This window comes from Erythrobacter aureus (assembly GCF_003355455.1).
Lineage (GTDB): Bacteria > Pseudomonadota > Alphaproteobacteria > Sphingomonadales > Sphingomonadaceae > Qipengyuania > Qipengyuania aurea.
The window spans coordinates 2,149,321-2,161,886 of record NZ_CP031357.1 but is presented as its reverse complement, the minus strand read 5'-3'; the positions used below and the strand labels follow the sequence as shown (position 1 = coordinate 2,161,886).

At 61.5% G+C, this 12,566-nt stretch carries 13 protein-coding genes; 9 read left to right on the top strand and 4 right to left on the bottom strand.

Features of this window, described 5'->3' with window-relative positions; all coding sequences use genetic code 11:
• Positions 1 to 139: 139 nt before the first annotated feature.
• Genes DVR09_RS17215 through DVR09_RS17200 form a run of 4 tightly spaced genes read left to right on the top strand, consistent with a single transcriptional unit; the run spans position 140 to position 2,239 of the window.
• The gene (locus DVR09_RS17215) at positions 140 to 556 is read left to right on the top strand and encodes a hypothetical protein (protein ID WP_162814940.1); all 417 of its coding nucleotides are present in this window, start codon (positions 140 to 142) and stop codon (positions 554 to 556) included.
• A complete protein-coding gene (locus DVR09_RS17210) occupies positions 553 to 972 on the top strand; it encodes a hypothetical protein (RefSeq protein ID WP_162814939.1) in 420 nt (139 codons plus the stop codon). Before DVR09_RS17215 ends, DVR09_RS17210 begins: the two co-directional genes overlap by 4 nt.
• On the top strand, positions 972 to 1,700 hold the full coding sequence (locus DVR09_RS17205) for a zinc metalloprotease (RefSeq protein WP_162814938.1): 729 nt from the start codon (positions 972 to 974) through the stop codon (positions 1,698 to 1,700). Before DVR09_RS17210 ends, DVR09_RS17205 begins: the two co-directional genes overlap by 1 nt.
• Positions 1,700 to 2,239, top strand: a complete 540-nt coding sequence (locus DVR09_RS17200) for a hypothetical protein (protein ID WP_162814937.1) — start codon at positions 1,700 to 1,702, stop codon at positions 2,237 to 2,239. The genes DVR09_RS17205 and DVR09_RS17200 overlap by 1 nt, the downstream gene beginning before the upstream one ends.
• Before the next feature lie 240 nt (positions 2,240 to 2,479).
• Here the strand turns inward: DVR09_RS17200 and DVR09_RS10540 are convergent, their stop codons facing one another.
• From DVR09_RS10540 to DVR09_RS10525, 4 genes are all read right to left on the bottom strand, one after another.
• A complete protein-coding gene (locus tag DVR09_RS10540; protein WP_115417904.1) occupies positions 2,480 to 3,577 on the bottom strand; it encodes a PA0069 family radical SAM protein in 1,098 nt (365 codons plus the stop codon).
• 154 nt (positions 3,578 to 3,731) lie between these two features.
• Complete coding sequence (gene moaB / locus DVR09_RS10535) at positions 3,732 to 4,259, bottom strand: molybdenum cofactor biosynthesis protein B (protein WP_115416887.1); 528 nt, start codon at positions 4,257 to 4,259, stop codon at positions 3,732 to 3,734.
• Positions 4,260 to 4,272: 13 nt separating this feature from the next.
• Positions 4,273 to 5,994: a lytic transglycosylase domain-containing protein gene (locus DVR09_RS10530; RefSeq protein ID WP_234041402.1), complete on the bottom strand. Its 1,722-nt coding sequence runs from the start codon at positions 5,992 to 5,994 to the stop codon at positions 4,273 to 4,275.
• Entirely contained in the window at positions 5,991 to 6,776 is a 786-nt protein-coding gene (locus DVR09_RS10525; RefSeq protein ID WP_162814936.1) for a uracil-DNA glycosylase family protein, read from the bottom strand. The genes DVR09_RS10530 and DVR09_RS10525 overlap by 4 nt, the downstream gene beginning before the upstream one ends.
• 79 nt (positions 6,777 to 6,855) lie before the next feature.
• Between DVR09_RS10525 and DVR09_RS10520 the strand changes: the two genes are divergently transcribed.
• The 5 genes from DVR09_RS10520 to ilvD all read left to right on the top strand — a co-directional run bounded on the left by DVR09_RS10520 (position 6,856) and on the right by ilvD (position 12,537).
• Positions 6,856 to 8,505, top strand: a complete 1,650-nt coding sequence (locus tag DVR09_RS10520; protein WP_115416885.1) for an electron transfer flavoprotein-ubiquinone oxidoreductase — start codon at positions 6,856 to 6,858, stop codon at positions 8,503 to 8,505.
• 28 nt (positions 8,506 to 8,533) lie between these two features.
• On the top strand, positions 8,534 to 9,061 hold the full coding sequence (locus tag DVR09_RS17195; protein ID WP_162814935.1) for an STM3941 family protein: 528 nt from the start codon (positions 8,534 to 8,536) through the stop codon (positions 9,059 to 9,061).
• 7 nt (positions 9,062 to 9,068) lie between these two features.
• A complete protein-coding gene (locus DVR09_RS10515) occupies positions 9,069 to 9,875 on the top strand; it encodes a 4-(cytidine 5'-diphospho)-2-C-methyl-D-erythritol kinase (protein WP_435867794.1) in 807 nt (268 codons plus the stop codon).
• Entirely contained in the window at positions 9,875 to 10,600 is a 726-nt protein-coding gene (locus tag DVR09_RS10510; RefSeq protein WP_115417902.1) for an N-formylglutamate amidohydrolase, read from the top strand. Before DVR09_RS10515 ends, DVR09_RS10510 begins: the two co-directional genes overlap by 1 nt.
• Positions 10,601 to 10,689: 89 nt before the next feature.
• Positions 10,690 to 12,537, top strand: coding sequence for a dihydroxy-acid dehydratase (gene ilvD, locus DVR09_RS10505; RefSeq protein ID WP_115416883.1), 1,848 nt, complete (start codon positions 10,690 to 10,692; stop codon positions 12,535 to 12,537).
• The last annotated feature ends 29 nt before the right edge of the window (positions 12,538 to 12,566 follow it).

The following is a 12,566-nucleotide window of genomic DNA, read 5'->3' as shown; positions in this document are numbered from 1 at the left end:
TGCTACCGACCCTAATTGAGGACCTTCAAGCTCCTTTTCAAATTACCTAAAAGCAGTCGTTCATTTCCAACGAGCGGGTGTGACGCGAGGAACCTTTTCGGTATTTCAGAGCATTAATACAAAATCGAAGGGGAGCAAAATGGCACTAAAGTTTATGATGCTCGGACCGTTGGTCGCGATGCCACTAGTGTTGGCAAGTGCGGCGCTCGCAATTCAAGAAACACCAAGCGAGTCGGACTCTCCGCCACCGCCATCTCCTAGCGAAACAGGCTCCGATACTTTTGTCGAGACCTGGAGTGATATTCAGTCCAACCGGGCGCAGGCGATACAGTCAATCGGAAAAGCCCCGCAACTACAGGCCATGCGCGCGCAAGTTCGAAATGTCATACGCAAAAGCCCGTCCGATTTCGTGAATGCCACTCGGCGGAATGAGATCCCAGAGCTTTACCAGAATGAAATTGCCCAATTTCTCGTCTCGGTCGGTTATGGACCAGGGATTTGCCGAAAGCAAAAGGAGATGCGGCATCTATCATACTGGCAGCAGAAAATGCCGTGACCGGTTCCGCCAGTTTCGCTGACAAACAAATTTTGTCCCAAATGGTCGTGAGAGCAAAACCTGTTTCCATAACGCCGGACACTTCACTTGGTGATGGGTTTAATTCCACTATCGAGTTTCGCGTGCTTGAATCGTACAAGGGTTCTTCAGCACCTGACGAAACTTTCAAGATGCGCCAATTCTCCGACCGTCCTCCGGAAACTCCGCTCCAGATAAATACTGAGCAAGAGTTCGTCTTGTTTCTCTCTAGCGAGAATTACAAATTTTCAGCGTTTAAGCAGCGGGGGCGGCCTTCATCGGCGAGCCAGTTTTTGGGCGAAACCTTCGCTCCGTATCTAGTGCAAAACGGCCAAATGTTTCCCTTAGGAGAAGGGCGACCGGTGCCTCTAAGCTCCATCAATCGGGGGACGTCCTGATGAAAAGATCAAATTTGCTTCTCGCCGTACCGCTGGCATTCGCATTGCTCGCAATTCCGACTGAACGAGATGCCGTTTTGGCTACGGACCCGACCTACTGTCAATACAGCTCCACTAACAAGAATCGTCCGCATGCAAACAACAAGTATACCTATGGGCGCCAAGAAAGCAGCTATTTATATTTGACCATACACAACAGCGTCCCAAACGCGTGCCGACTGCCCATCTATGAAGGTCGGCAGGTCTGGAACAACGCAAATATCGGCTTCAGTTTCATATGGAATGGCTACACATCCAGTCTTTCGCGGACGGTTTCTGGTGGACGTTTGGTTGCCACTTCGGCCAACAGATGGGATACGGTAGATATTGCCGTCGGTGATACAGTAAGCTCCTACGCAGCGGCGGAAACGTCGATTGACTGGTCCAGTCGCTTCCAAGAGACTACCGATCCGGAAAGGCGCCGATGGTATATCAGAGACGGCGACATGATGATCCGGCCCGCGACTATTGCCAGCGCTTATTGTGGCACCGGAACCGTGCCGACTGACAAAATTCACATCCAAAATCTGGTCGCTCACGAGCTTGGCCACGCAATGGGGATGGCGCACAAACTCCAAGATCAAGTTGCGGCGGATGTCATGAATGGATGGAATTTTAAGGGTCCGCGTCCACTGACGCCGTCTACCAATGACTTGTCGAGCGCTCAGTGGCTGTATGGAACACGCTAATGAACAGCGCTTTCTATCTGGGCCTCTCGCTCCTTCCTCTCGTTTTGACGGGTTGTCAGACCACGGCAACTGGGGAGACGCATATAGATGAAAGAGCCCAGGCCAACATCGCGAACCTCCGGCCGTCCATACAACTGGCTGAAGGCGGAAAACTCACATTCAATATTCCTAGTAAAATGCAGGTGGTTGCCGCTCAGGGTTTCGAATCTTCTGGCATAATGTTTTCCGATGAAAGCACGCTTGTTCGTGTCGCCGTCGGTTCGGAGAATGGCTCAGTTTCCTGTCTCCCGGACCGCACCTGCAGGGAATTCGAAACTCAAAACGTCATTGGAAAAATTTCCTTTTATCTTGAGCATTTAGCAAGCCCCCGTAGCGGTGAGGATATAATGCATCCAACAAACAGAAGCGGGCGATTTCCTATAGCTATACGAGCGCTCACCCCTTTAGGGCCGCAGGCTCGATTGTTTGTTGAAGGTTTCTGCATGCATGAAGAAACTTGCGAAAAAATAGCGTCCTCGTTTGATTTTTCTGTCCGATAGTAGCGTCATAGACGTTGCTTCAAATTGCAGGCTTTGACTTTGTACAGCTGAGTTTGAGGCTTGCTCTGCGGGCGATCCGCTCGTTGTGGAACCGCTTCACCGGGTCCGTACTGTTAACTTTGATAGGTTCGTGGCGGTCACCACGTCCGACGTCATGATTTGGTGATCACAGCGATCGACAGCTTGTGCCTTGCATTAACTAAAACCAGACATTCCGCTCCCCACCCCACTCCCGGACATTCACAACAACCGCAACTGCCCGCCCACTGCGGGCGGCCTGAACTGCGTGCAATCCAGTTCGAACTTCGCCTTGCCGAGCCCCGCGCGCTTGCAGGCTACGCGGAACCTTGCGCGGAAGAGGTCTGCCCATACGCCGCTCGGCCTCATGCGGGTATGGAAATCGGGATCATTGTCCTTCCCGCCGCGGATCGAGCGGACGATGCCCATCACCTTGTCGCCGCGTTCGGGGAAGTGGACCGATAGCCATTCGCGGAACAGCGGGGCGACCTCGTGCGGCAGGCGCAGCGGGATCCAGCCCACGCTACCCACGCCGATGGCCGCGACGCGCTGGACGATCTCCTCCATGAACTCGTCGGTGATCGCCGGGATGATGGGCGAGACCGAGCAATGGGTGGGCACACCCGCATCGACCAGTTTCTGCAAGGCCCGTAGCCGTTTGGCGGGTGCCGCAGCGCGCGGTTCGAGCTTGCCCGACAGCTTCGGATCCAGCGTTGTCACCGATATCGCCACCGCGACCAGCCGCCTTTCCGCCATCTCTGCTAGCAGATCGAGATCGGCCAGAACGCGGTCGGATTTGGTCGTGATCGTCACCGGGTGGCGCGCATCGAGGCACACATCCAGCACGCTGCGGGTTATGCGATACCGCGCCTCGATCGGCTGGTAGGGATCGGTATTGGTCCCCATCGAAATCGGTTTGGGGCGGTATTGGGGTTTGGCCAGCGTGGCGCGCAGCAAATCCGCCGCATTGGGCTTGGCGAACAGCCTGGTTTCGAAGTCGAGCCCGGGCGAGAGATCGTGATAGGCATGCGTGGGCCGCGCGAAGCAATAGACGCAGCCATGCTCGCAGCCGCGATAGGCGTTGACCGACCGGTCGAAGGGTACGTCGGGCGACTGGTTGAAGCTGACGATCGTCTTCGGGTGTTCCTCGGTCACGGTGGTGCGGAGCTTTACCGGCGGCCCCCCTTCGAGATCGGTCAGTTGCTCCATATAGTCGCGCCAGTCGCCATCCTCCTCGCGCGTGGCGAGGCCGAAGCGCGTCGGCACCTCGGCGCCCTGCGCGCCGCGTCCGGATATTGCAGGAGCGAGTCGGCGATCCATGTTCTGGAACATACATGGAACAAAGTGACTCCTCCATAGTCATTGCGAGCGAAACGAAGCAATCCATCATCGACCCCTGCCGCTGGATGCGCCGTGGGGAGATGGATTGCCGCGTCGCCTTCGGCTCCTCGCAATGACTGTTTGGGAGGGGCGGTTACCGTTCGCGCAATCTCGGCATCAGCTCGACGAAGTTACAGGGGCGGTAGCGGCTGTCGAGCTGATGGATCAGGATCTTGTCCCACCCATCCTTCACCGCGCCATTCGAGCCGGGGAGGGCGAAGATATAGGTTCCGCGCGCCACCACCGCGCAGGCGCGGGACTGGATCGTACTCGTCCCGATGGTTTCGTAGCTGAGCCAGCGAAACAGCTCTCCGAAACCGGGAACGTCCTTGCTCTTCACCCGGTCGAGCGCTTCGGGCGTCACATCGCGTCCGGTGAGCCCCGTCCCGCCGGTGCAGATAACGCAGTCGATGCTCTCGTCTTCGATCCACCGATGCAGATGCGCGTCGATCTCATTGACATCGTCGTGGCTGATTTCGCGAACCACCAGTTCATGGCCGGCTGCCGCGATACGCTGGGCCAGTATGTCGCCAGACGTGTCCTCGGCAAGCGTGCGCGTGTCCGACACAGTCAGCAGCGCAATGCGGACCGGCTTGAAGGCAAGACTTTCGTCGACGGCCATTAGCGTGTCCTTCCTACCGTACCCGAGGGAACATCGGCCAATCGTTCTCGGCCAGATCGATCCGGCTGGGGGCCATGGAGTTGGCTTGCCGCAGATACATCCAGTAATTGCGCATGACGATGGCAACATAGCCGCGCGTTTCCCAATAGGGGATGCTCTCCATATATAGCAGCGGATCGTCCTGATCGCGAATTTCGCTTTCCCATCGCATGACCGGGCTTGGCCCCGCATTGTAGGCAGCCATGATCTTGGGAAGTTTGCCCTGCGTGTAATTGGCGCTGCCGAGAGATTCGAGCGTACGCTGGCCGAACGCCAGGTTGACGGCCGGATCCTTGAGATCGACATCGGCGCTCATATTGATGGAAGCGGCATATTCGCGCCTTGTGATCGGCATGATCTGCATCAACCCGATCGCGCCCGCCGGGCTGACGACTCGCTCGCGAAAATTCGATTCCTGCAGGGCATGCGCGAAAGCGAGTGCAGGATCGACCCGCCACCCTCCGATCGGTGTGCGGAAGGTGACCGGATAGCGCAGGCTCGGGTGGGAGGCCTCTCCGCGCGGAGCGTTGTAGGCCATGAAGTTCTGCGCGCCCGTAAGCCCGAGTGCACGGGCGAGCCGGGCAAGCGCGCCGAAATCGTCGGGACTGCCGGTTCGTACCAACCACAGAATATCGGCTTCGGCTTCTTCGCGCCGCCCGATTTCCGCCAGCATCACTGCCTGGCGCGCGGCCTCCTTGCCCTGAAGCTCGCGCCAGTCGGCTTCGGTCAGGTCCGGCTCGGCGTGGGTCTGGGGGAGTTCACTGCCCAATTGCTCATGGGCAAGCATGCCATATAGCGTTTCGGGGAAGCGCGCCGCGCCGCGCAGTTGTTCGTCGGCCTGTTCGGGAAAGCGGCAGCGGATCAGGGCGCGGCTTGCCCAGTAATGCGCGGCGGCGCCGAGTTCGGGATTGACCGCACCGGCAGCCGAACGCTGGAAGGCCTCCGCCGCGCGGTCGCAATCGCCCAGCCGCCAGGCGGCAAGTCCCGCCGCCCAGTCGCCTTCCGCCACCCATGCACCGCTGCCGCCATCGCGCACCGTGTCGGCGAGCGCCCAGGCCTGTGCATCCCGGTTCTCGATGTAATAGCTCCACGCCACGCGATAGCGCCATTCGGCGCGCGCTTCGCTCGAGAGCGTCGCATCGACCCCGTCGAGCAATATGCGGGCACCGTCGGGATCGTCATTGGTGATCCGTTCGAGAATGGCCGATTTCACCTCGCCGGGCATCGTCCCGTCTTCGACCGAGCGCGGGCGTATACGCTTGGTCATGCCCGGCTGGCGGACCAGGTCGCGCGCACCTGGCAGAGAAGGAGAATCGACGAGTCCGCGCGTTTCTCCGAGCCGGACGATCGCTTCCGCTTCGGGCAGGCGCGAATAGCGCGCGAGCCAGCTTTCGATGCGTGACAATTCGATCCGCGGGCTTTCGGGATGAAGATAGTAGCTGGCTAACGCGGCGCCGTGCAACGGGCCGTCATCGCGGTTGGCGAGCATCACTTCCACGCGGCTCCAGTTGCGACTGTCGATCGCTTCGAAGAGCGAGCCGTAGTAGGCACGATCCTCGGTTGAAAGGAGCTGAGGCAGGGCGGAGGCGTGCGAGCGCGTGAAATAATCCACGCTGTTGCCTTGGGCTGCAAGCGGTGCGGCAACCGGCAAGGTAGCTGCAGCTATCGCGGCAGTGGCGAGCGTTCGAAGAGTCATCGGGTCCAGTCCAGCCATCGGTTCCAGAAATGTTCGCGCCTCGCGGCCGAGTGGGCGAGGTTGCGCAGATCGGGGGCGGCGAGCAGCGCGAAGGACCTGTCGCCGCATTCGAGTGAAAGCGGATCGCGTGCAGCTTCTGGCGGAATGTCGAACAGCGCCAGTTGTGCGCGCCCGAAGAGCACCACTCGCTGCGGCGCGGCGAGCGAGATATGCGTCCTCGTGACCTCATCGAGGCCCGTTGTCGCCAATTCCCGCCAATCGGGCATCGCCATTGAGGCGGGCAGCGCGCTTGCGAAATAGGCCTCGTGTTCCGCGATGCCCATCGCCGCAAGCATGGCTCCGGCAAACCCGCCCGCGTCGCCGGTCAGCAGGCCTTTTGCATCGTCGTCGAAGGGTTGCGGCAAAAGCAGCATCAGTTTCGCGCCCGCAACGCCGCGCGGCGGTACGCGGCGGTCGAGCGCTCCGGAGGCAAGCGAAGGTTCGCTCATCCACCACTCGCGAAATTTTTCGAGGCTCGCAGGCAAACTTGCGCGATCGATGCCGCCACCTGCGTCTTTGGAAGGATCGAGCGCGCGCTGAAGGGGTGTCCTACGCTGGATAGGGGGCGGGGCAGGCGGCGGCGGGGCCGCTACGGCATTCTCGGGCTTGGGCTCGGCCAACCAGCCGCCGGCTTCGTCCGTGAAATCGGCGTCGACCCCTGCTTCGCGCCACCATGCGAACGCCGCCTCGAGGCTTTCGAGCGCTGTGAAATCGCGCGTTTGCGGGGGATCGGCGTGCATCATTCCTCGGGTCCGGGTCTTGACCTCTATAGCGCCACCAATCAAGGCATTCGCAACAGTTACGCGACGAAAAGAGAGAGACATGAGCGAACGCGAATCAATGCCTTGCGATGTCGTCATCATTGGCGGGGGCGTGGCCGGCCTGGCAGCGGCCATTCGGCTGAAGCAGATCAACGAGGATCTCGAGGTCGTCGTGCTCGAAAAGGGCAGCGAAATCGGCGCGCATATTCTCTCGGGCGCGGTGGTCGATCCCAAGGCGCTGAACGAGTTGCTGCCCGACTGGCGCACCATGGACTGCCCGATGGCGGAAACCCCGGTGACCGAAAACCACCACTGGATACTGACCGAGGCCGGGCATTCGGATTTCCCCGAGTTCCTTTTGCCCCCCTTCATGAGCAATGACGGCAACTATACCGGCTCGCTGGGAAATCTCGCGCGCTGGCTGGGCGAACAGGCCGAAGGGCTGGGCGTGATGGTCTTCCCGGGCTTTCCCGCCGCCGAAGTGCTGTTCAACGATGCGGGCGCCGTGACCGGTGTCGTAACGCAGGACATGGGCATCGCCGAGGACGGATCGCACAAGGGCGATTACCAGCCGGGCATGGAAATCCACGCGAAATACACCCTCTTCGCCGAGGGCGCGCGCGGCAATCTGACCAAGAAGATGAAGGCGAAATACGACCTCGAGGCCGATTGCCAGCCGCAGGTCTATGGCCTTGGTATCAAGGAATTGTGGGACATCGAGCCCGCCAAGCACGAGCCGGGCCGTGTGATCCACACGCAGGGCTGGCCGCTGAGCGAAAGCGGCACCTGGGGCGGCGGCTTCCTCTACCACCAGGCCAACGGCCAGGTCGCATTGGGTTTCGTGACCGCGCTCGATTACGCCAACCCTTATGTCTCGCCCTATCAGGAATTCCAGCGCTGGAAGCACCACCCGGCGATCGCCGCGATTCTCGAAGGCGGCAAGCGCGTGGCATATGGCGCGCGCGTCATCAACGAAGGCGGCTGGCAGTCCGTGCCCAAGCTCGCCTTCCCGGGTGGCGCGCTCATCGGCTGCGCTGCGGGCTTCGTTAACGTACCGCGCATCAAGGGCAGCCACACCGCGATGAAAAGCGGGATGCTGGCGGCCGAAAGCCTGGCCGCTGCGATCGCTGCGGGCCACGAGCATACCGAGCTGATGGATTACGACGCCGCCGTTCGCGACAGCTGGATCGCCGACGAGCTCAAGAAGGTGAAGAATGCGCAGCCCGCCGTCGCCAAATGGGGCGAGGATCTGGGCACCGTACTCGCGGGCATCGACATGTGGATGCGCACGCTCAAGATCGGCCTGCCGATCACGATGAAGCACCATCGCGACCACGAGATGCTGCAGCGGGCCGATCTTTTCAAGCCGATCGCCTATCCCAAGCCCGACGGCAAGCTGAGCTTCGACCGCCTGACCAATGTCAGCTTTAGCTACACCAACCATGCCGAAGACCAGCCGGTTCACCTCAAGGTGCAGGACATGGAACTGCAGAAGCAAAGCGAGCTGGAGGTCTTCGCCGGCCCCTCGACCCGCTATTGCCCGGCAGGCGTGTACGAATGGCTGACCGACGAAAACACGGGCGAGCCGAAGTTCCAGATCAACTCGCAGAACTGCGTCCACTGCAAGACCTGCGACATCAAGGACCCGAACCAGAACATCGAATGGACCACGCCCGAAGGCGGCGGCGGGCCGAATTATCCGAATATGTGATCTTTCGGAGGTAGAGATCACAGCCCCGATGGAGCGTTTTACAGCACGATCATCGCGATGGCGTGTCCTCCTTTTGGCTGGAGGCGCCCTGCTTTTCGTGGTGGGTGGTCTTTGGATTGCAGGTGTGCTTGGTGAAGCTCCGACTTCTCGCCGCTATTCGGCGGACATGCGCGAAGTAATAGGGTGGGTGTCAGTCCTCTTTTTCGGAGCGGTGTTCATAGCGCTGCTTAAGCAGTTGTTTGATGATAATACCCTTCTTACGATCGATGCTCGGGGTATCAGGTCTGCCCAATGGTCTGATGATACCATACCCTGGTCAGAGATCGTGAATGTCTCGACTTGGAGCTATAAGGGAAGCACCAGCATCATCCTACATCTGCGTAACCCCAGCTCATATCCTGGACGCGGGCTGCGCGGCTGGCTTTCTGGCGCGAATCGAGCGCTCACAGGCGGAGATGTCGCGATTGCGATGGTTTCCAGTGACAAAAGTGTTGAAGAGACCTTGGATGCCATCGATTTCTTCAGGCCCCGCTCTGCTATCCAAGCCACTGCCTGAGGGAATTGTGCGCGAAACCGCTTACGCCAAGATCAACCTTGCGCTGCATGTCCGCAGGCGGCGCGAGGATGGCTATCACGAGCTTGAGACGCTGTTCGCTTTCGTCGATGCGGGCGATGTGCTGACAGCGGAAAGCGCCGCGCAGGACCGCGTGCAGGTTCTTGGCGAATTCGCTGGCGGGCTTGACGATCCGTTCGACAATCTCGTCGCCAAGGCGTTGGGCAAGCTTCCGCGCGCCGATGGCCTCGCGGTCACGCTGGAAAAGAACCTGCCCGTCGCGGCGGGGCTGGGCGGGGGATCGGCCGATGCCGGCGCGGTGTTCCGCATCGTCAAGGATCGCTACGGCCTGCCCGGCGACTGGCTCGAGCGGGCCACTGCGCTCGGCGCGGATGTCCCCGCCTGCGTCGAAAGCCGCACCTGCATCGGGCGCGGGACGGGGACGGAACTCGAGCCCGCCGACGACAGCCTTGCGGGCACCCCCGTCCTTCTCGTCAATCCGCGCGTTCCTCTCTCCACCGGGCCGGTGTTCAGACATTGGGACGGTGAAGATCGCGGCGCCCTGCCAAAAGGAGATGCCCGCACGATCGCGCTCGAAGGGCGCAACGATCTCGAGGCGCCCGCCCTTTCGCTCTGCCCCCAGATCGCGGGCGTTCTGGAAGCGCTGCGCGGAACTTCACCCTTTCTCGCCCGTATGTCCGGTTCGGGGGCGACGTGTTTCGCGCTCTACGACAGCGCGTCCGCTCGCGACGTGGCTGCCCAGCAAATCGAAGAGCGCCACCCGGGCTGGTGGCGGATGAAAGGGTTCCTGCGATGATGATCGACAACCTTCCCTATCGCCAGGTCGGCACCGAAGACCTGCGTCCGGGAGGGCTGCTGTGCATAGTGGACCACGCTTCGAACTTCGTGCCCGAGGGTATCGAACTCGGCATCGACAGCAGGCTGATGGACCAGCATATCGCCCTCGATATCGGCGTGGAGGGCATCGCCGAGCGACTGGCCCGGCGCCACAATATACCCGCCCATATCGCCTGCGTCAGCCGGTTGGTGTGCGATTTTCACCGGCGCGAGGACGAGCCCGCCGTGGTCCCGACCGAAAGCGATGGCAAGCTGATCCCCGGCAATATCGGCGCCGATGTCGAGGCCCGTCTCGAACGCTATCACAGGCCCTATCACAACGCGCTGGCCAAGCTGATTGCCGAGGCCAAGCCCAAGATGCTGGTGGCGTTGCACAGCTTCACACCCAGCCTCGATACCAGCGACGAGGAGCGTCCGTGGGAAGTCGCCCTGCTGTATAATCGCGACGATACCGCCGCACGCCATGCGATCCGGCTGTTCGGCGAGCAGGGGCTGACGGTCGGCGACAACCAGCCTTATTCGGGCAAGCAATTGAACGCGACGATGGATCGGCATGCGGAAGGCAACGGCATTCCCTACTGCACCGTCGAGATCCGCCAGGACCAGATCGAGACCGAGGCCGGGCAGGCGCGCTGGGCCTTGATGCTCGCCGATGTCATGGGCCGCGTCGCGCTCGAGGTGTAAAGCCAGGCTTGGCCCGGCTTGCAGCAAACTTCCGTTAGCGTGCGGCTGTCTCTCTGCTAGACTTCTGCCGAAGTTAAGAGAGACCTGCCATGCCCGCCTATCGTTCCCGTACCACCACCCATGGCCGCAACATGGCCGGCGCGCGCGGATTGTGGCGCGCGACGGGGATGAAGGATGGCGATTTCGGCAAGCCGATCATCGCCGTGGTCAACAGCTTCACCCAGTTCGTGCCGGGACATGTCCATCTCAAGGACCTCGGCCAGCTCGTCGCGCGCGAGATCGAGGCGGCGGGCGGCGTGGCGAAGGAATTCAACACCATCGCGGTCGATGACGGGATCGCCATGGGCCATGACGGGATGCTCTATTCGCTCCCCAGCCGCGACCTGATCGCCGACAGCGTCGAATATATGGTCAACGCTCACTGCGCCGATGCGATGGTGTGCATTTCCAACTGCGACAAGATCACGCCGGGCATGTTGATGGCGGCGATGCGGCTGAACGTGCCTGCCGTGTTCGTTTCGGGCGGACCGATGGAGGCGGGCAAGGTCGTGGTGAAGGGCAAGGAAGTGGCGCTCGACCTCGTCGATGCCATGGTCGCCGCTGCAGACGAGAGTTACACCGACGACGAAGTCACCGCGATCGAGCAGAACGCCTGCCCGACCTGCGGATCGTGCAGCGGCATGTTCACCGCCAATTCGATGAACTGCCTGACCGAGGCGTTGGGCCTGTCGCTGCCGGGGAATGGCTCGACGCTGGCCACCCATGCCGATCGCAAGAGCCTCTTCGAACGGGCAGGGCGCCTCGTGGTGACGCTGGCCAAACGCTATTACGAGGAGGATGACACCAGTGTTCTGCCGCGCTCCATCGCCAGTTTCGAGGCGTTCGAGAATGCGATGAGCCTCGACATCGCCATGGGCGGCTCGACCAACACCGTGCTGCACCTGCTGGCCGCCGCGCATGAGGCGGGGGTGGATTTCACCATGCAGGATATCGACCGGCTTTCGCGCAAGGTTCCGTGCCTCAGCAAGGTCGCCCCGGCCAAGAGCGACGTCCACATGGAAGATGTCCACCGCGCCGGCGGGATCATGTCGATCCTCGGCGAGCTGGAAAAGGCGGGCCTGCTCCACACCGCGCTGCCAACGGTACACAGCCCGACCATGGGCGACGCGCTCGACGATTGGGACATCGGGCGTACACGGAACAGCAAGGTACGCGAATTCTACTCCGCAGCGCCGGGCGGGGTGCCGACGCAGACCGCCTTCAGCCAGTCTGCCCGCTGGGACAGCCTCGACCTCGACCGCGAGAACGGGGTGATCCGCAGCGCCGAACACGCGTTCAGCCAGGATGGCGGGCTCGCCGTGCTCTACGGCAATATCGCGCGCGACGGCTGCATCGTGAAGACGGCAGGTGTGGACGAGAGTATCCTGACCTTCTCCGGTCCCGCCAGGGTCTATGAGAGCCAGGACGATGCGGTGACCGCAATCCTCGCCGGCCAGGTGGTCGAGGGCGATGTCGTGGTGATCCGTTACGAAGGTCCGCGCGGCGGCCCCGGCATGCAGGAAATGCTCTATCCGACCAGCTATCTCAAATCGAAGGGGCTCGGCGCGGCATGCGCATTGCTCACCGACGGGCGCTTTTCGGGTGGCACCTCGGGCCTGTCGATCGGTCACGTCTCGCCCGAGGCGGCGCAGGGTGGCGCGATCGCCTTGGTAGAGGAAGGCGACAGGATCGACATTTCGATTCCCGAGCGCACGATCCATCTTGCCGTCTCGGATGACGTGCTCGCCGAAAGGCGCGCGGCGCAGGAGGCGAAGGGTTTTGCCCCGGCGTCCCCGCGTGAACGCCGCGTCTCGCCCGCGCTCGAAGCCTATGCGGCGATGACCACCTCCGCCGCGCGGGGCGCCATCCGCGACGTATCGCAAGTCAGACGCCGCTGAGGCTTGCCCCCGCGCGCCGCGCGTGGCAG

What these genes read in the sequence shown, in the direction of transcription:
- DVR09_RS17215 (WP_162814940.1), top strand. Translation starts at nt 140, where the DNA reads ATGGCACTAAAGTTTATGATGCTCGGACCGTTGGTCGCGATGCCACTA.
- DVR09_RS17205 (WP_162814938.1), top strand. Translation starts at nt 972, where the DNA reads ATGAAAAGATCAAATTTGCTTCTCGCCGTACCGCTGGCATTCGCATTG.
- DVR09_RS17200 (WP_162814937.1), top strand. Translation starts at nt 1,700, where the DNA reads ATGAACAGCGCTTTCTATCTGGGCCTCTCGCTCCTTCCTCTCGTTTTG.
- DVR09_RS10540 (WP_115417904.1), bottom strand. Translation starts at nt 3,577, where the DNA reads ATGGATCGCCGACTCGCTCCTGCAATATCCGGACGCGGCGCGCAGGGC.
- moaB (WP_115416887.1), bottom strand. Translation starts at nt 4,259, where the DNA reads ATGGCCGTCGACGAAAGTCTTGCCTTCAAGCCGGTCCGCATTGCGCTG.
- DVR09_RS10530 (WP_234041402.1), bottom strand. Translation starts at nt 5,994, where the DNA reads ATGACTCTTCGAACGCTCGCCACTGCCGCGATAGCTGCAGCTACCTTG.
- DVR09_RS10525 (WP_162814936.1), bottom strand. Translation starts at nt 6,776, where the DNA reads ATGATGCACGCCGATCCCCCGCAAACGCGCGATTTCACAGCGCTCGAA.
- DVR09_RS10520 (WP_115416885.1), top strand. Translation starts at nt 6,856, where the DNA reads ATGAGCGAACGCGAATCAATGCCTTGCGATGTCGTCATCATTGGCGGG.
- DVR09_RS17195 (WP_162814935.1), top strand. Translation starts at nt 8,534, where the DNA reads ATGGAGCGTTTTACAGCACGATCATCGCGATGGCGTGTCCTCCTTTTG.
- DVR09_RS10510 (WP_115417902.1), top strand. Translation starts at nt 9,875, where the DNA reads ATGATCGACAACCTTCCCTATCGCCAGGTCGGCACCGAAGACCTGCGT.
- ilvD (WP_115416883.1), top strand. Translation starts at nt 10,690, where the DNA reads ATGCCCGCCTATCGTTCCCGTACCACCACCCATGGCCGCAACATGGCC.